This window comes from Rhodococcus sp. ARC_M12, from assembly GCF_022810385.1.
Lineage (GTDB): Bacteria > Actinomycetota > Actinomycetes > Mycobacteriales > Mycobacteriaceae > Rhodococcoides > Rhodococcoides navarretei.
Window position 1 is genome coordinate 352545 of sequence record NZ_JALGQI010000001.1, and the last position, 18290, is coordinate 370834.

An 18290-nucleotide genomic window follows, 5' to 3' on the forward strand; every position below is an offset into this window, starting at 1 on the left:
TCAGCTCTCTGCACGTTCCAGTGCCACAGCACGTTTCATCGTCTCGCGTGCCCGTCCACGGTCGCCGGCGTAGTCGTAGGCGCGAGCCAATCGGTACGAGTTGCGCCAGTTGTCCGGATCCTTCTCCCACTCGGTCTTGATCTGCTGGAAAAGCTCGTCCGCCGCGTCGCGTTCGATCCGTCCCGACGGCCTTCTCGGAAGCTCGGAAACGTCGAGTTCGAGACCTTCGTCGCGGATGCGAGAGGCCAGTCTCTGATGGTCGAACCCCGCTTTGAGGGTGGCCCACACGATCCACAACCCGAGGATCGGTAGCAGCAGAACACCGATCCCCAGGGAGATGCTCGCCACGCCACCGTTCTGGATAAGCGTCACACCGCGCTGGCCGAGCAGGAAGAAGTAGAAGCCGAGGATCAGCACCATCACCGTGATGATGGCGAGTACCTTCGTCGTTTTGTTCACCGTCGATCAGCTCACAGATCCAGCAGCGGATCGAGGCCGACGGTCAACCCCGGGCGTCCGGCGATCTCGCGGACTCCGAGAAGGACTCCGGGCGCGAAGGACGTTCGATCGAGCGAGTCGTGCCGAATGCTCAGGGTCTCCCCCTGCGTGCCGAGCAGAACCTCTTGATGCGCAACGAGTCCCGCGAGCCGGATCGAGTGCACACGCACTCCGTCCACGTCGGCACCACGTGCGCCGTCCAGTTCGGTCGTCGTCGCATCGGGGCTCGGTGCAGTGCCAGCGGCGGCGCGCGCCTCGGCGATCAGGGCGGCAGTGCGATACGCCGTGCCCGACGGCGCGTCGGCCTTGTTGGGGTGGTGCAGTTCGATCACCTCGACCGAATCGAAGAACCGCGCGGCCTGCTGCGCGAATCGCATCGACAGCACCGCGCCGATGGCGAAGTTCGGTGCGATCAGCACACCCGTCTGCGGCGATCCTGCCAGCCATTCGCGAACCTGCTCGAGCCGCCGGTCGTCGAAACCGGTGGTGCCGACCACGGCATGAATGCCCTGCTCGATCAGGAACTGCAGGTTGTCCATCACCACGTCGGGATGGGTGAAATCCACGACCACCTGGGCGTTCGCATCGACGAAGTTCGCCAGCGGATCGCCCTGGTCGACAGTAGCCACGAGCTCGAGATCATCAGCTGCTTCGACGGCGGCACAGATGGCCTGACCGACCTTGCCGCGTGACCCCAGTACCCCTACTCGAACAGGTGCCGTTGCACTCACGTCGTACCCACACTCGTTTCGTCGTCTTGTCGGTTCTACCGACCTCAGAGCCTACTTCTCTGCGATCCACCCCGGCAGCTACGGTCGTCCGGTGTCCTCCAGCGTCCTGTTCGCCGACCGAGTCGATCTCGTCCGCGGCGGTCGATACCTGCTGAGCAACGCCAGTGTGCGGGTGGAGGAGGGTGAACACTGGGTGTTGCTCGGTGCCAACGGCGCGGGCAAATCCACCCTCCTCAGCCTGCTGGGCGCGCTCGTTCATCCCACGCAGGGTTCCGTGCACGTCCTGGGTCATCGCCTCGGGCAGGTGGACATGCGCGAGTTGCGGACGCACATCGGCCACGTCGATCCCCGTCTGAAGGTCGAGGCTCCATTGACGTTGCTCCAGGTCGTGTTGACCGGACTGACAAACACCCCCGACCTGATCCCACGATGGTCGGCCACCGACAGCGAGATCGCACGGGCTCACCGGCTGATCGAGTCGCTCGGTGTCGGTCATCGACTCGACGCGTCGTGGCACACACTGTCGCAGGGCGAGCGAGGTCGAGCGCTCATCGCGCGCGCTCTGCTGCCCGACCCCGCACTGCTGTTGCTCGACGAGCCCGCCACCGGGCTCGATCTCGCTGCCCGCGAACAACTTCTGAGTGCACTCGACTCGCTGCGCACCGAACACCCGACCCTGGCCAGCATCCTGGTCACTCATCACCTCGAGGAAATCCCGACCTCGACCACCCACGCCCTGCTCATCCGCGACGGCACAGTGCAGGCGCAGGGAACCGTCGACGCGGTGCTGACCACAGACAACATCAGTGAGTGTTTCGACCACCCCATCGACATCTCGAAGCAGCGCGGCCGGTGGGTCGCGACAGCAGCCCACCGCTGACGATCAGTCGAAGACGATGACCTGACGGATTGCGTTGCCGTCGGCCAATTCGTCCATGCCGCGGTTGATCTCGTCCAACGTGATTCGCGACGAGATCAACTTCTCGACGGGAAGCCGTCCCTCACGCCACATCTGGGCGTAGGTCGGGATGTCGCGTGCAGGCACAGCGGAGCCCAGGTAGCTGCCGATGATCGTGCGAGCTTCCGCCACCAGGCCCAAGGGTGAGATGGACGAGCGGGCGTCGGGTGCGGGGAGGCCGACCGTGATGGTCTTGCCTCCCGGAGCCGTTGCTGCGACCGCAGTTTCGAAGGCGCGTGCGTTGCCTGCCGCCTCGATGACGATGTCTGCCTTGATTCCCTTCTCGGCGAGCTCGGCGGGTGAGTAGACCTGTGTGGCACCGAGTTCGGTTGCAGTGGACAGCTTGTCCGGGACTCCGTCGACACCGATGACCTCCCCGGCACCCACCGATACGGCCGTCAGAACGGCTGCCATGCCGACTCCACCGAGGCCCACCACCATCACCGATTGCCCAGGCTTCGGAGTACCGGCGTTGAGCACCGCGCCGCCGCCGGTCAGTACCGCACAACCGAGGACTGCTGCGATATCGGCCGGGATGTCGTCCTCGACCGGCACCACCGACTTTCGGCTCACCACCGCGTGTGTGGCGAATCCGGAGACTCCGAGGTGATGCTTGATCTCTTCCCCGTCCCGGTGCAATTTGATGCCGCCGCCGAGCAGTGTGCCGGCATTGTTCGACGCACTTCCGGTGACGCAGGGCATCTGGCCGTCGGTGGCGCAGCCGGCGCATTCGCCACAGCGCGGCAGGAACGTCATGACGACGCGAGTGCCGACCGCGATGTCGTCGACGCCTGGTCCGACTTCCTCGACTCGGCCTGCGGCCTCGTGGCCGAGCAGCATCGGGACCGGACGAACTCGATTGCCGTCGACCACCGACAGGTCCGAGTGGCACAGCCCTGCGGCTTCGATTCTGATCAGCAGTTCGCCCTCGCCCGGCGAGCCGAGCTCGAGGTCCGAGACGGTGATGGGATGCGAGTCCGCGAAGGGACGTGATCGGCCGATTTCTTCGAGTACTGCGCCGCGAATCTTCATCCCGCCAGACTATGCGGCTCCGCCGCATGTGCGCGGAACTTCGTAGCCCACTACGAATTTTCGTGCACGTGGGCCGCAGGCCCTCACAGCGGCAGACGTGGCCTGAGCAGGTGCGCAACCAGAGCGGTCCAGCCAGTTTGATGGGTGGCCCCGAGTCCCTCGCCGGTGTCTCCGTCGAAGTACTCGTTGAAGCTCGGGTGCTCGCTCCACAGCGGATCGGCACTCGATTCGATGCGATTACCGTCGGCAGGTCTCTTGCCGTCCACCGGCCGGAACAGTCCGGCGAGACCGTTGTCGATCAGGTCGGCGGCGTCGGTGAGAGTGCGATGGTTTCCCGAGCCGGTGGGGATCTCGATGGTGAACGAGTCGCCGTAGTACCGGCCGTAGGCGCGCAACTTGTCGGCCAGCAGCACGTTCACCGGGAACCACACCGGACCACGCCAGTTGGAGTTGCCACCGAACATCCCGGTACGCGACTCCCCCGGCTCGTACTCGATGGACAGGCTACGGCCGTCGACGTCGAAGGTCACCGGCTCGCGATACGAGGCCGAGAGCGAACGAATTCCGAAGTGCGACAAGAACTCCTCGGAGTCGAACATGCGGGCCAGGATGCGCTTGAGCCGCTCGGGTTGGACGAGTGTCAGCAACATGCGCACCTCGCCGCCCTCACGCCGAGCCAGCAACGGGCTGACCATCTCCGGTCGCCGGCGTTGGATCCATCGCAGGCGAGCGGTGAGGTCGGGGCATTCCTCCTCGACCCACGGCGGAATCTCGGTAGCACCGAGAATGGGCAGCAGACCGACCATCGACCGAACCCGCATCGGCACCGCGTCACCCTCGGGTTGAACCAGGACGTCGTAGAAGAACCCGTCCTCCTCGTGCCACAACGAAATATGCTGCGAACCGAACGAATTGACGGCTTTGGCGATCGAGAGGAAGTGTGAGAAGAACTTGGTCGCGACGTCGTCCCAGGCGCTGTCGTGACGCGCGAGTTCCAGTGCGATCTTGAACATCTGCTGGCAGTAGAACGCCATCCAACTCGTCGCGTCGGACTGCTCGAGCCGGAAGCCGGGAGGCAGCGGAGCAGAGCGGTTGAACAAGCCGATGTTGTCCATGCCGAGGAATCCGCCCTCGAAGATGTTCGAGCCCTCGGAGTCCTTGCGGTTGACCCACCACGCGAAATTGAGCAGCAGCTTGGTGAACACCCGCACCAGGAATTCGCGATCCCGATAGCCGTCGATGCGATAGACGTGCCACGCCGCCCACGCGTGCACGGGCGGGTTGACGTCACCGAACTCCCACTCGTACGCGGGCAGTTGGCCATTGGGGTGCATGGCCCATTCCCGGCACATGAGCACCAATTGTTCCTTGGCGAAATCGGCGTCGACGTGCGCCAACGGAATCGCATGGAAAGCCAGGTCCCAGGCCGCGAACCACGGGTATTCCCACTCGTCGGGCATCGAGATCACATCGGCCAGCGCCAGATGACGCCAGTGCGCATTGCGTCCACCCGGGTCCTGCCTCGAGTCCGGTGCCGGGGCGCCGACCTTGTCGCCCTCGATCCACTCCTCGACGTCGTATCGATAGAGCTGCTTGGTCCACAGCAACCCGGCATAGGCGCGCCGTGCCACATGTCGGTCGACATCGGTGAGGTCGGCACCGATCACCGCGCCGTAGAACTCGTCCGCCTCGGCCTGGCGATCGGTGTTGACCGCATCGAATCCGGTCCCGAACGTCTGCTCGTCAGGACGGTTGGGCGACAATCGCAGTTTTACCGATTCGGTTGCACCAGGAGCGATATCGTCGAATCGGTACCAGAACGCCGCCTTCGTTCCGGTCTGCTCGGGGTTGACCGCATCGAGATCGTCGTCTACGACGCGGCGGCCGATGCCGTCCTTGGGATAGGCGGAGATGTTCTCCTGTCCCCACAGGGCTTCGGCATTGGTTTCGTTGTCGCAGAACAGAACTGCCGGCGTTCCTTCGGCACTGAGGTAGTAGCGACCGAGAAATCCGTGATCGACGGCGATGGCTTCGAGTCCACCTGCCATGAGGTCCGGTGGAGTCAGCTGAGCCAGTGAACCGCCTCGGTCGTCGCGCCCCCACGACCACGTGTTGCGCAGCCACAGGTGCGGCAGTAGGTCGACCGACGCCGATTCGGGTCCGTGGTTGGTGATGGAAATGGTGATGCAGATGTCGTCAGGCGAGGCCTTCGCATACGTGACCTGGACGTCGAAGAATCTGTTCTCGTCGAGGATCCCGGTGTCGGCCAACTCGTACTCGCGGTCGTCACGGCCGCGTCGGGCATTCTCTTCCCTCAGTTGGGCGTAGGGATATTCCGCGTGCGGATAGCGGTAGAGCCACTGCATCCAACTGTGTGTCGGTGTTCCGTCGACCGCCCAGAAGTACTCCTTGACGTCCTCGCCGTGATTGCCCTCTTCGTTGGCGAGACCGAACAACCGTTCCTTGAGGATCGGATCCTTGCGATTCCACAGTGCGAACGAGAAGTTCAGGAACCCGAAGCGATCGCAGATTCCCCCGATGCCGTCCTCACCCCAGCGGTAGGCCCGCTTGTGCGCCTGATCGAACGGGAACGACGCCCAGGCGTTTCCGTCTTCCGAGTAGTCCTCACGAACCGTCCCCCACTGCCGTCCCGCCAGGTACGGTCCCCACTGCCGCCACGGGCCGCTGACCCCGGGCGATTCCGCCAGCCGATGGTGTTCGACGGTGGACGGGATGGGAACGCTCACGGGATTGGTGGTCACGGCACACAGTCTGGTCGTTCGCGCTCAACGATGCACGCCGACGTTGGCCGCCAGATACCCGACGCGGCGCTGCACCGCGGCGATCTCGCGGACACCGTCGGTCAGCAGGCTTCGTTCGAGCGGCGACAGATCGGCCATGATCAGCACGTCCCCGGGGCGGTGGCCCGCTGCGATCTGGTCGATCTGATGCGACAGTCGCAGCCGCTGCAGCAGGGCGAACACCTCGGTCAGTGTGGCGACATCGCGTTCGGAGAGCATGCCGTTGCCCGACGCCGCCGCGAGCCGCGCGGGAGTCGAAGACGAGGCGATGCCGACCGACAACCCACCCCACCGAGCGAGGTTGACGATGGGAGTCAGCGCATGGGCCTTGAGGTCGAACGTGCCGCCGCGCCGAGCCAGCACGTCGCGCAGCGAACGCAACCGCGCGCGGCCGGCGAGCGCATCACGCAGTTGCAACCGCAATGCGTCGGGGTGATCGACCAGGAGTCGACGGTAGGCCTCGGGCACGGTGTGCAGTGCCCTCGGGCCCCACACCACTCTGCCGTCGATCATCAGAGAGGACATGATGAGGCCGGAGTCCCCAGCCGGAGTGAAGCCTGCGGAACGACCAGAGGTTCCTGCTTTTCCTCGATCGCCGAATGGGTTGCTGAGCCAGTGAGCCGCGGCCCTTTCCCACTGACCGGCCGAGCGTGCGAATCGGGGCGAGCTCGCGACCGCGCCGTTGGTATCCGACGGCAACCCGGCACCGTCGAGGCTCACGTGCACGCGAGCCGCCAGATCCATCAGCGCCTCGTCGCGGGTTGTCGGCACCGCGTTCGATGTCCCTCGCACATCGGGGTCCGCGGTTGCATCCGACCAGGTCAATGCGCTGTCGACGTCCGAGGAGGGCATGGCTTCTCGACGGGCCACGCTGCCGAGCGTGATCCAGGCGAAGTGGTCACGGGGTACGTCCGGACGTGCGGTCCATTCGATCTCGACGGCCCGGCGGACGAGGCTGTCGACCACGACGGAGAGAATCGCGCTGACCGCCATCGCATCGGTTCCGCCCTTGAACAGATCCACCACCAGGCGGGGCACGAGCCTGCCTGCGTCCGCGAGTTCGGCGGAGGTCGATGCCGATGCCACCGCTCGACGGACCACAAAACTGCGTCGGGTGGATGCGGCATGCAGATCCGAATCCTCGACGACGCCCAGCACCTCACCGCGAGCGGACACCACCGGCATGTGGCGCATGCCTCGCTCGAGCATGTCCATCAGCACGGTGCCTGCCAACCGGTCCGCAGTGACGGTCTCGGCGGGCGAGGTCATGACCTTCTCGATAGGAGTGTCGACGCCGATACCGGCGGCCACCACACGAATTCGGAGGTCGCGGTCGGTGAAGATGCCGTGGCGTGAACCACGCAGCGGAACCAGAACGTAGGAGCTGCCCTGCTCGGTCATCTGCCGGACGGCATCTCGAACAGTGGTGCCGACGGGCGTGAACACCGCAGGTGCAGAGACCAATTCGCCGACGGTCCGTCCGGCGCTGCCCTCCACCGGTCCCCCACGGTATGCAGAGGAGGAGTTGACGGCATCGGCCAGAAACGCCAGACCGGTGGGCGTTGCGAACAACGGCCGAACCAGCGCACCGGGTAACTGCAGAACGACACTCGGTTCTATTGCTCGCGCACAGAATTCGACCGTCCCGCCGGCAAGCAGCGCCGAGAAACCGAAGACTCCACCCGGACCGATGGTGTCGATCGGTACATCGGCGGGCGAGGTGTCGTCGGGGTGCACGATCACCACCAGACCGGTAAGCACCACCCATACGATGTCGGCCCCGTCGGGCTTCGACGTCGGGCCCACAACCCATGCGCCACCGCGGTACTCGCGTTCGACGGCGGCTGCGGCGATGTCGGTCAGTACCGCAGGTGACGCGCCTTGGAATGGTGGGTGCGCGCCGAGGAAGTCGGCAAGCTCCGATCTATCCGCCACGGATCAGGTCGGCGCACTTTTCCGCCATGGTCATCACCGTGATGTTGGGATTGACGTAGGGCAGCTTCGGCATCGCCGACGCATCGACCACGCGCAGACGCGAGATGCCCTTGACCCGTAGCTCGGGATCGAGCACGGCCATGGCGTCGTCCACCGATCCCATCCGGACAGTGCCGGCCGGGTGATAGACCGTGTTGTGAGTCTTGTGCACGTAATCGAGCAGGTCGTCGTCCGTGACGGCGTCGGGCCCTGGGGCGAGTTCGCGTTCGATCCATCCCGCGAGTGGACCGTCTGCGGCAATAGCGCGCGCCAGCTTCAGACCGGCGAGCATCACCGCGTCGTCGTGGCCGTCCGGGTCGGTGAAATAACGCGGATCCACCTTGGCACGGTCACGAAAGTCTCTGCTGCGCAGACGAACAGTCCCTCGCGAGCGCCCCTGGGTCACATTCGGCGTCAGACAGAACCCGTTGTCGGTGGTCGGATAGCCCCAGCGGAGGGTGTTCATGTCGAACGGCACACTGCCGTAATGCATCATGATGTCCGGGTAGTTCAGCGACGAATCGGTCTGCGCGAACACCCCGATCTCCCACCATTGCGAGGACGTGGTGACCATCGGCTTGCTCGCCTCCCAGAACACCAGCCCTTCGACGTGGTCGTCGAGGTTCTCGCCCACTCCGGGTGAGTCGACCCGAACGGTGATACCCATCTCCTGCAGCTGGGCTGCCGGTCCGATTCCGGAGAGCATCAACAACTTCGGAGTGTCGATGGCACCGGCGGTGACGATCACCTCGCGCCGCGCCGAGACGGTGTCGTAGCCGGTCAGGTCGGGGCGCTGGTACCGCACTCCGGTCGCGGTCAGCGATTCGTCGATCAGGATCTCGCTGATCCAGCAGTCGGTGCGCACCTCGAGGTTCGGCCGCGTGCCGATGATCGGATGCAGGTAAGCGTGGGAGGTCGACATCCGCGAGCCGTCCTCTCCCGCGTTGATCTGGAACCAGCCGGCACCGTTGAGTACAGGCGTTCCGCGGTTGAATGCGACCGTGGGAAGACCTATCCCGGCGGCCGATTCGAGCACTGCCGCACCGCACGGATCGTTCGGCGGCACGTCGCGAATCCGCACCGGGCCGTCGTGTCCACGACCGGTGTCGTTGTTCTCCACGCGCGCGACGAACGGCAGGATCTCCGACGCGCCCCACCCCGTCGCGCCCGCAGCCGCCCAATCGTCGAGGGTTTCGGCCGGAGGGTGAAAGGCGATGCAGGAGTTGTGCGAGGAGCAGCCACCGAGCACTTTCGCCCGCGCGTGCCGCATGAAGCTGTTGCCGCGCTCCTGTGGTTCGACGGGATAGTCCCAGTCGTAGCCGGAGTCCAGCAGATGCATCCAGTCCACCAGTTCGAGAATTGCCTTGTCGCCGACGTCGGTCGGACCTGCCTCGACCAAACAGACACTGACGGAGGGGTCCTCGCTCAGCCGCGCAGCGAGGACACACCCCGCCGTCCCGCCACCCGCGACAACGTAATCGAACTGGGTGTCTGTCACTGCACGCTCCTTCTAGTCGCCCGTGGAGGCATGTGATTTCAGAGTGCCGATGTGCTTGCGTCCCTTGACTGCGTACCACAGCAGGCCTACGCCCAGGATGCCGCCGATGTAGACGAACGCACCGAACGTGTTGTACCAGGGGGTTCCATACACGGCCTCGCGCGGCCAGGCGAGGTTGAGCGCCATCCCGGCACCCCACACCACCGCCGCAATGTTGACCGGCAGGCCGAACTTACCCATCGTGAAGTATCCGCCGGGTTTGAGATCCGCCGGCGGCCACTCGCCTTTGATGCGCTTGACCAACAATGGTCCGGTGACCATCAGATACGCGAGGTAGATCATGATGATCGCGATCGAGGTGAGGACCGTGAAGATCTGCGGCTGACCGATGTTGACGACGAGAATGACGATGGCCAGCACGCCGATGGTCACCGCGGGTACCACCGGGGTCTGGGTCTTCGGATTCACCTTGGCCAGACTCTCACCGAAGGGCAACGCGTTGTCTCGCGCCATGGCGAACGTGAGCCGGATCGCCGCGGTGTGCACTGCCAGAGAGCAGACGAAGACCGCAACGACGATGCAGATGAGGAAGACGGTGCCCAGCGGGCCCCACATCACCGCTTCGACGATCGACTGCAGGCTGCCGTCGGGGCTGCCGAGGGAAGGATCGTTCAAGTCCGGCGCGGCCATGACGGCGAACACCAGGATGGCTCCGCCGATGACGAACGAGGCGAGGATGGCGCGAAAGATCGCTTTGGGGGCGGTGCGCCGCGGTTCGACGGTTTCCTCCCCGAGCGAGCTCGCGGTGTCGAATCCGTACATGACGTAACCCGACGCCAGCGACGCGACCAGGAAGGCACCGAGGTAGCCGCCGCTCTCACCGGCACCGTAGCCGTTGGAGGAGAAGAACACCTCGGGCCCCCGAGTGATGTTGGCCGCGAGCAGGATCGCGATGAGAACGGCAGCAATCAGTTCGATGAACACACCCGCACTGTTGATCATGGCCATCAGTCGAACGCCGAGCGCGTTGATCGTAGTGGTGATGGCGATCAGAATCGCACCGAGCAGCACTGCGTTGGCCGCGAAGTCGGAGGCACCCGAGCCGTCGCCGATGATCTGGAACCCGCTCCAGATGCGTGGCAAGTTCAGCTGCAGAGCCAGGGCAACGGCGGCCAGTGTCACGATCGACGCCGTGAGCATCAACCAGCCCGCCGACCAACCGACGATTCTGCGGCCCAACAGCTTCGCCCAGTTGTACACCGATCCCGCCACCGGATACTTCGCGGCCAACTCCATGAAGCACAGTGCCACGCAGAGTTGGCCGACGAACACTGCAGGCCACGACCACAGGTATGCCGGCCCGGCGGTGCCGAAACCGAAGTAGAACAGTTGGAACGTGCCGGTGAGAATGGAGATGTAGCTGACGCCTGCGGCGAAGCTGGCGAATTTGCCGAGACTTCGATCGAGTGACTCCTTGTAGCCGAAGTCGTCCATTCCGCTCGAATTGTCGTTCAGTAGTGCCATGCCTGTGGCCTTTCCCATCGTGCTCTATCGGGTACCGAACCACCCCGCCGCCGTGGGTGAGGTGTTGTGCCAAATATGCTTCGCTTCTTGATATTCGGACATTCCGGACGGGCCGAGCTCGCGTCCGTTCCCGGACTGTTTGAAGCCGCCCCATTCCGCGGCCGCCGTGTACACACCGAAGTCGTTGAGCCACACCGTGCCATGGCGCAGCCCACGTACCATTCTTTCGCCTCGTGCGGCGTCGGACGTCCGAACTCCCGCGGCGAGACCGTAATTCGTATCGTTACCCAACAGGAGTGCTTCGGCCTCGGTGTCGAAGCGCTCCACAGTGAGTATGGGCCCGAATGTCTCCTCCTGCACGATATTCATCGACCGATCGCAGTGGTCGAAAATCGTCGGTAGAAAATAGCTGCCCTCGTCCAGAGCCGAATTGTCCGGTTTCGTTCCGCCGATGACCAGTGTTGCGCCCTCCTCGATGCCGCCCGCGACGAAAGCTTCGATCTTCTCGCGCTGCGCCTGCGACACCAGCGGACCGGTCTCGCTCGCCGGGTCCATTCCAGGACCGATCACGATGGTCTTCGCGCGTTCGGCCACGGCTGCAACGAAGCGGTCGGCGACCGATTCTTCGATGATGAGTCGAGTGCCGGCCGAACACACCTGACCCGAATGCAGAAAGACTCCGGTCAGGACGTTGTCGACGGAGTCGGCGAAGGCCTGATCGTCGGCTACGGCGTCGGCAAAGACGATGTGCGGGTTCTTGCCGCCGAGCTCGACGGCCACCTTGGTGACGTTCTCGGCCGCCGCGGCCAAGATGTGCCTGCCTGTCGCCAGACCGCCGGTGAACGAGATGAAGTCGACGTCGCGGTTCCTGGTGAGTGCGTCCCCGAGAACGGCACCACTGCCCTGCAGCAGGTTCACCACACCCGCCGGCACTCCGGCTTCTTCCACCAGCTTGGTGAACGCGATGGTGCTGAGCGGAGTCACCTCACTCGGCTTGAGGACCATCGTGCAGCCGGCTGCCAGAGCGGGGGCGATCTTCCACGAGATCTGAAGCAGCGGATAGTTCCACGGCGCGATCATGACGCAGACGCCGATCGGCTCGTGTACAACGCGGCTGAGAATTTCGGGTCGGTCGACGTCGATCAGACGATCCGCCTGCACCACTGCAAGATCGGCGTAGAAGCGGAAGACCGACGTCACGTCGTCGATGTCGATTTCACTCTCGCCGAAGGTCTTTCCGGTATCGAGAGTCTCGATACGCGCGAGCTCGGCCTTGTCCCTCTGAAGTAGATCTGCGATGCGGTTCAGTAGATCGCTGCGCTCACCGACGGTCACCGACCGCCACGGTCCATCGTCGAACGCCGACCGTGCCACTGCCACCGCGCGCAGCGCATCGTCGGGGGTGGCCTCGTCGACGACGGCAACCGTGCTGCCGTCCGCGGGGTTCACGATGTCTCGGGTTCCACCGTCACTGGATCCCTGCCACTGCCCGTCGACGAACAACGACGGACGCAGCGACGTCGGGTCGAATCCTGCATCGGAGTCGGTCACTCCGCACCTTCTTCCGTGTGGGGGCCTGATCGTGTGTCTACGTTATGCCCTCAGCACCCGGTGGCTCCATCGATCTGTTCGCGAATGATGTTCGCGTGCCCGTTGTGCCGGTATCTGAGCCTGCTACACGACCAGCGCGAATCCGGGAGCGGAGCCCGAGCAACGACCCATTCGGACAATTCGCACTACGGTGGGATTCATGACTATCGAAGATGTGGGCGGCAGACGGACGGTGACGGCGGACGAGCTTCTTCTCCTGGTGGGTGATCATCTGCTCATCGAGGAGGGTGTCGCGACCGGATTCATCGAAAGCGCGGGCCAGGTTGCGGAGAGCGTGGCGGTGACGGTGACCGATGGCGTCGACGGAACCACGACGACGGAGCGAGTTTTCCTTCCCGATGCCGAGGTGACCATCGAACCCGCCGATCGCGGACGCGCCCCCGTCAGTCTGTGACGGCAGAGTTCCTGTACAGAAGTACATTCGTGCAACTCGAACAACTCTGCTCACACCAGTCACACTGACCCCGAACTGAGCTAGGGTGACGGAAACCCGTCACCTTCGGAAGGACGTCAGTGGTGCGACAAGGCCGAGTACGCCCGACCGTTCGCTTTGCCGTCGTGGCTTGCGCCGCAGCGATCGCTGTCGGTTTCGGCTCGATCACGGCGATGGCCGAGCCCGAGGCGTCGGCCCCGGCGATCGTCGCCGAGTCGGTTCGCTCGGCAGACGCGGACCAGTACAACGACGCACAGGATGCGTTGGTGAAGGGTCGCTACGACGCCGGGTTCGCCGCACTCGGTGCGCTCGAAGCCGCCGCTCCGGACGATGCCAACGTGGCAGCGCTGCAGACGTTCTATGCCAACGCGACCGCCGATACCGCCGCCCTGGCAGAGCATGGATCTCGCCTACGCGGCCTGTCTCCTACCCTCGCCGGCGAAGTCGAACGAGCCATCGCCGTCATCGACGAAGCCGCCACGGAGACAATCGACTTCGCGCCGACCACCGACGGACCCCGCACCGCGATCGTAGTACTCGGGCTGGGCTTGAACGGCGACGGCAGCATGACACCCGAGTTGGTGGCGCGTCTACGGTCGGCCGTCGCCGCGGCGGAGCGCTCCGCCGAGTCCCCCATCATCGTCACCGGCGGGAATCCGCAGAGCGGCATCACCGAAGCCGACGCGATGCAGCGGTGGCTTCTCGAAGAAGGCATCGCGGCCGACCGCATTCACACCGAGTCGACCGCGAATTCGACGGTGCAGAACGCACAGCGCGCCACCGACCTGGCAGCCGAGATCGGTGCCCTGAATCTGGTACTGGCAACGACCCCGAGCCATCTACGACGCGCAATATCCGACTTCGAGATCGCCGGCTCCGACGTGATCGGCGCTGCGACATCGACTCCCGACGATCTCCCGGATCTTCCTGCGCTCGCCCCGACGGCACGGTTGGGTATGACCGTCGACGCCACCAAGATCCTCGGGATACCGCGCACCTACTGACGCGTCCATCCTCGGAGCACCGACTCCGTCCCGGCGTCGAACATCGCTCCGCGAATCTCCTCGTCGGGGTTCGTGGGCATCGCCAACTCGAGCGACACCAACCCGTGCACGATCGCCCAGAACGAATGGCTGATCAAGTCGACCGACGCGCCGGTCATGATGCCGTCCGCGACGGCACGCGCTACCGCCGCCCGAAGCGGGTCCATCGCAGCGGCGGCGAGTTGCGCCTCTTCAAATACATCGACCGAACCGAGTACGCCGCCGAACATCACCGCGTACAGATGTGGGTTGTGCAGAGCCCAGTGCCGGTAGGCAACGGCAAGTGCGCGCAGATCGACCTCGGGGTCGCTGGTGACCGGCACCTGCCGCTGGGCGTCACCGAAACTCGAGAAAGACGCAGCGAACAGGGCGACCAGCAACTCGGCGCGACCACCGAAGAGAGAATAGATCGCCGTGGTCGAGGTGCCCTGCGCAGCCGCCAGCTTACGTAGAGACAGCGAGTCGACGCCGTGTCGAGCAACGCCTTCCGCCGCGGCCTCGAGTAGCCGGGTCCGCAGTTCGGCATCGTGAATTCTCGGTCTCGCCACTTGCGAAACTTACCACAACAGTGTTTTATAACAGTGTCACAGAGATGCTTCTTCCCCGAACAGACGGGAACACGTCATGCAACCCATCATCGACGGCCGCGCCACGGTCGACACCGAGCGAGACACCGTCGCGGTCTTTCTCATCGGAATGCGCATCAACAATCCGGTGGCCGTTCGTTCCTGGCTACCCGCGGTGCGCGCAATGCCGCGGATGCTCAGCCATCTCGAGCACGATCCCGCCTCCGGACTTCTCGGCTACCACTCGTGGTTGGGCCGCACCACCATGCTCGTCAGCTATTGGCGCAACGCCGAGGACCTGACACGATTTGCCTCCGATCCCGACGCACCCCATGCACCCGCCTGGCGCGCGTTCAACCGATCGGTAGCCGCAACCCGCAACGTCGGCGTGTGGCACGAAACCTATACCGCGACAGCACAGAACAGTGAGGCGATCTACGTCAACATGCCCAGATTCGGTCTCGCGGGAGCCATCGGTGGAATCCCGGTCGGCACAGGCTCACACACGTGGAAGCAGAGAATGAAGTCCGCGAAGTAAGGACTCGATGTTCACACGAAGTTTCCGGCACGCGAAGCAAGATCCAGAACGGGCTGCGGAAAGACTCCGAGCGCTACGGTGACCACAACCGAGACCCCGATCGCGCACGACACCGACGCGGTCGGACGCACGATCGTGGCGGTCCTCTCGCCCGGATCGGTGAAGAACATCAGCACTATCACCCGCACGTAGAAGAATGCTGCAATCGCGCTGCACACCACCCCGACGACGACCAGGGCCGCTCCTCCGGCACCCGAGGCAGCGCTGAACACCGCGAACTTGCCGATGAACCCACTGGTGAGCGGAATGCCGGCGAACGAGAGCAGGAACAATCCGAACACCGCAGCCACCAGCGGTGACCGACGACCGATTCCCGCCCATCGTTCGAGATCGCTCACTTCACCGCGTTCGTCGCGGGCCAACCCGATGATCGCGAATCCCCCGAGAGTGCTGAAGGCATACGCCAACAGATAGAACATCGTGGCCGACACACCGGAATTACCCAGCGCGGTCACTCCGGTGAGGATGAATCCGGTGTGCGCAACGGACGAATACGCCAGCATGCGTTTGACATCCGTCTGCGTCACCGCGACAACCGAACCCAGCACCATCGTCGCGATGGCGACGACCCACAGCATCGGGCGCCAGCTCGATTCGAGACCGGGTAGCGCCATCCCGAAGATGCGGAGAATCGCACCGAATGCCGCGACCTTGGTCACCGTGGCCATCAGAGCCGTCACCGGAGTGGGGGCACCCTGGTAGACGTCGGGAATCCACGAGTGGAAGGGCACCGCGCCGACCTTGAACAACAGACCCACTGCGAGCAAGGCGGTTCCGATCAACGCAAGCGATCTACCCTGACCGTCCACCGCGATGGCGTCGGCGATTCCGTCCAACCGAACGGTTCCGGCATATCCGTACAGGAATGCAACACCGAACAGGAAGAACGCGGACGAGAACGCGCCCAGCAGAAAGTATTTGAGAGCCGCTTCCTGCGAGAGCAACCGCCGCCGTCGAGCCAGTCCGCAGAGCAGATACAGCGGCAACGACAGCACTTCGAGCGCAACGAACATCGTGAGCAGATCCGTGGACGCCGGAAACAGCAACATGCCGCCGATCGCGAACATCGCCAGAGGAAACACCTCGGTCTGCGCGACGCCTGCATCGATGGCCTCCTTCTCCGCCACGCTGCCCGGAGTGGTCGACGCCTGCGGAGTGAAAGAATCGATGCGGCGCTCGGCACCGGCCCCGGTGACGGCAACGGTGCGCTCGGCCATCAGTGCTATGGCCGGAATCGAGACCAGCACAATGGTTCCCTGCAGAAACAGGGTCGGCCCGTCGATCGCGACTGCCCCGGACATCGCCGACGCCTCGGTGCCCGCCAGACCGAGGATCGCCGCCAACGCCGCAACCAGTCCCCCGAGAGCAAGCCCCAGATGCGTGGCGCGGCGGGCCCGCGGCGGTACGAACGCCTCGACGAGTACGCCCAGAACTGCGACCGCGAACACGATCAACATCGGCGCGAGCAGGCCGTACTGCACGTCTGGTGTGGTCATCGCTGACCTCCTGCATTGTCGACGATCGTGGATTGCACTGCTGGAGTGATGACATCGAGCGCGGGTTTCGGATACACCCCGAGGACGATCAGCAGCGCGATCAACGGCACCACCACGGTCAGCTCGCGGCGAACGAGATCGGACACCTTCTCGTTGCCCTCCCGGACCGGCCCGGTCATGACGCGCTGGTAGAGCCACAAGATGTAGATCGCCGACAGCACAAGGGCTCCGGCGGCAACGATCGCGGCGACTCCGTATCGACCGAACGTGCCGATCAGCACCAGGAATTCGCTCACGAACGGGGCGAGACCGGGTAGCGAGAGCGTGGCGAGTCCGGAGATCAAGAAGGTTCCGGCAAGAACCGGTGCCACCTTCTGCACACCGCCGTAGTCGGCGATCTGTCTCGACCCTCGACGCGACACGAGGAAGCCCGCGATCAAGAACAGTGCGGCCGTGGAGATTCCATGGTTGACCATGTAGAGCGTGGCACCGGCCTGACTCTGACCGGTCATGGCGAAGATGCCGAGGATGATGAACCCGAAGTGCGAAATCGATGTGTAGGCAATCAGTCTCATCATGTCGGTCTGGCCGATCGCGAGTATCGCGCCGTAGACGATGCCGATGACCGCAAGAGTGATGATCCACGGGGCGAACGTCTGCGACGAGCCAGGGAAGAGTTCGAGACAGAACCGCAGCATCGCGAACGTGCCGACCTTGTCCACCACCGACATCATAAGCACCGCGGTCGCGGGTGTGGACTGCACTGCGGCGTCGGGGAGCCACGAATGGAACGGCCACAACGGTGACTTGATCGCGAAAGCAAACATGAAGCCGAGGAACAGCGCGTTCAGCACCATCGGATCGACACCGAGTCCGCCCGATGCCGCCGCGTCGGCGATCGCGCGCAGATCGAACGTCCCACCTTCGAAAGGCCCGTCGGGTCGCGCGGTCACCACGTACAGGCCGATGACGGCCGCCAACATCACCAGACCGCCGAACAGGTTGTACAGCAGGAACTTCACCGCGGCGCGCGTGCGATGGACTCCCCCGAAACCACCGATGAGAAAATACATCGGAATCAGCATCGCCTCGAAGAAGATGTAGAACAACAACACGTCCAACGCGGTGAACGAGACGAGCACCATCGACTCGACCACCAGGATCAACGCCATGTACGTGTGCGACACCCGGCGGGAGCCGTAGTTCGCGACGCGACTGCCGTCGTACCAGCCCGCGACGAGCAGCAAGGGCGTGAGGACGGTGGTGAGCAACACCAGGACGAGGCCGATTCCGTCCAGGCCGAGGGTGTACCGCGCACCGAACGCCGCTATCCAGGCGTGGTCTTCGACGAACTGGTACCGATCACCACCGGAGTCGAACGACACCGCCAGTGCGACTGACACGACCAAGGTCCCGGCAGCGAAACCCACTGCGGCACTGCGCGCTACCGTCGGACGAGCGGCAGGCACCAGGGCGACGACGATCGCACCGAGCATCGGGAGCACCCACAGGACGGTCAACCAGGGA

At 64.3% G+C, this 18290-nt stretch carries 15 protein-coding genes; 4 read left to right on the forward strand and 11 right to left on the reverse strand.

What is annotated here, in order from left to right:
- On the reverse strand, positions 1–420 hold the full coding sequence (locus MTX35_RS01620; RefSeq protein WP_243593613.1) for a hypothetical protein: 420 nt from the start codon (positions 418–420) through the stop codon (positions 1–3).
- A 50-nt stretch (positions 421–470) separates the two neighbouring features.
- Entirely contained in the window at positions 471–1229 is a 759-nt protein-coding gene (dapB, locus tag MTX35_RS01625) for a 4-hydroxy-tetrahydrodipicolinate reductase (protein WP_243593276.1), read from the reverse strand.
- 91 nt (positions 1230–1320) lie between these two features.
- On the opposite strand from dapB, the gene MTX35_RS01630 reads away from it, so the two are divergent.
- The gene (locus MTX35_RS01630; RefSeq protein WP_243593277.1) at positions 1321–2109 is read left to right on the forward strand and encodes an ABC transporter ATP-binding protein; all 789 of its coding nucleotides are present in this window, start codon (positions 1321–1323) and stop codon (positions 2107–2109) included.
- 3 nt (positions 2110–2112) lie between these two features.
- On the opposite strand, the gene MTX35_RS01635 is transcribed toward MTX35_RS01630, so the two are convergent.
- From MTX35_RS01635 to MTX35_RS01660, 6 genes are all read right to left on the reverse strand, one after another.
- Entirely contained in the window at positions 2113–3219 is a 1107-nt protein-coding gene (locus MTX35_RS01635; RefSeq protein WP_243593278.1) for an alcohol dehydrogenase catalytic domain-containing protein, read from the reverse strand.
- Positions 3220–3302: 83 nt separating this feature from the next.
- On the reverse strand, positions 3303–5981 hold the full coding sequence (locus tag MTX35_RS01640; RefSeq protein ID WP_243593279.1) for a glucosidase: 2679 nt from the start codon (positions 5979–5981) through the stop codon (positions 3303–3305).
- A gap of 24 nt (positions 5982–6005) precedes the next feature.
- Positions 6006–7955: a putative nucleotidyltransferase substrate binding domain-containing protein gene (locus MTX35_RS01645; protein ID WP_243593280.1), complete on the reverse strand. Its 1950-nt coding sequence runs from the start codon at positions 7953–7955 to the stop codon at positions 6006–6008.
- A complete protein-coding gene (locus tag MTX35_RS01650) occupies positions 7945–9492 on the reverse strand; it encodes a GMC family oxidoreductase (RefSeq protein ID WP_243593281.1) in 1548 nt (515 codons plus the stop codon). The genes MTX35_RS01645 and MTX35_RS01650 overlap by 11 nt, the downstream gene beginning before the upstream one ends.
- 12 nt (positions 9493–9504) lie before the next feature.
- Positions 9505–11016 carry an APC family permease gene (locus MTX35_RS01655; RefSeq protein WP_243593282.1) on the reverse strand — a complete coding sequence of 504 codons (1512 nt, stop codon included), beginning with the start codon at positions 11014–11016 and terminating at the stop codon, positions 9505–9507.
- Positions 11017–11040: 24 nt separating this feature from the next.
- On the reverse strand, positions 11041–12531 hold the full coding sequence (locus tag MTX35_RS01660; RefSeq protein WP_279395588.1) for an aldehyde dehydrogenase family protein: 1491 nt from the start codon (positions 12529–12531) through the stop codon (positions 11041–11043).
- A gap of 235 nt (positions 12532–12766) precedes the next feature.
- On the opposite strand from MTX35_RS01660, the gene MTX35_RS01665 reads away from it, so the two are divergent.
- Positions 12767–13021: a hypothetical protein gene (locus tag MTX35_RS01665; RefSeq protein ID WP_121872464.1), complete on the forward strand. Its 255-nt coding sequence runs from the start codon at positions 12767–12769 to the stop codon at positions 13019–13021.
- Positions 13022–13185: 164 nt separating this feature from the next.
- Positions 13186–14064 (forward strand): YdcF family protein, encoded by an 879-nt coding sequence (locus MTX35_RS01670; RefSeq protein ID WP_243593284.1) that lies wholly within the window; start codon positions 13186–13188, stop codon positions 14062–14064.
- Here MTX35_RS01670 and MTX35_RS01675 read toward each other — a convergent pair.
- Positions 14058–14651, reverse strand: a complete 594-nt coding sequence (locus MTX35_RS01675; RefSeq protein WP_243593285.1) for a TetR/AcrR family transcriptional regulator — start codon at positions 14649–14651, stop codon at positions 14058–14060. The two genes, MTX35_RS01670 and MTX35_RS01675, sit on opposite strands and share 7 nt — an antisense overlap.
- A gap of 76 nt (positions 14652–14727) precedes the next feature.
- Here MTX35_RS01675 and MTX35_RS01680 point away from each other — a divergent pair, with 76 nt between their 5' ends.
- Entirely contained in the window at positions 14728–15207 is a 480-nt protein-coding gene (locus tag MTX35_RS01680) for a DUF4188 domain-containing protein (protein ID WP_243593286.1), read from the forward strand.
- Between the two features lie 11 nt (positions 15208–15218).
- Here MTX35_RS01680 and nuoN read toward each other — a convergent pair whose 3' ends face one another.
- Entirely contained in the window at positions 15219–16763 is a 1545-nt protein-coding gene (nuoN, locus tag MTX35_RS01685; RefSeq protein WP_243593287.1) for an NADH-quinone oxidoreductase subunit NuoN, read from the reverse strand.
- On the reverse strand, positions 16760–18259 hold the full coding sequence (locus MTX35_RS01690; RefSeq protein WP_243593614.1) for an NADH-quinone oxidoreductase subunit M: 1500 nt from the start codon (positions 18257–18259) through the stop codon (positions 16760–16762). The genes nuoN and MTX35_RS01690 overlap by 4 nt, the downstream gene beginning before the upstream one ends.
- Positions 18260–18290: the final 31 nt, after the last annotated feature.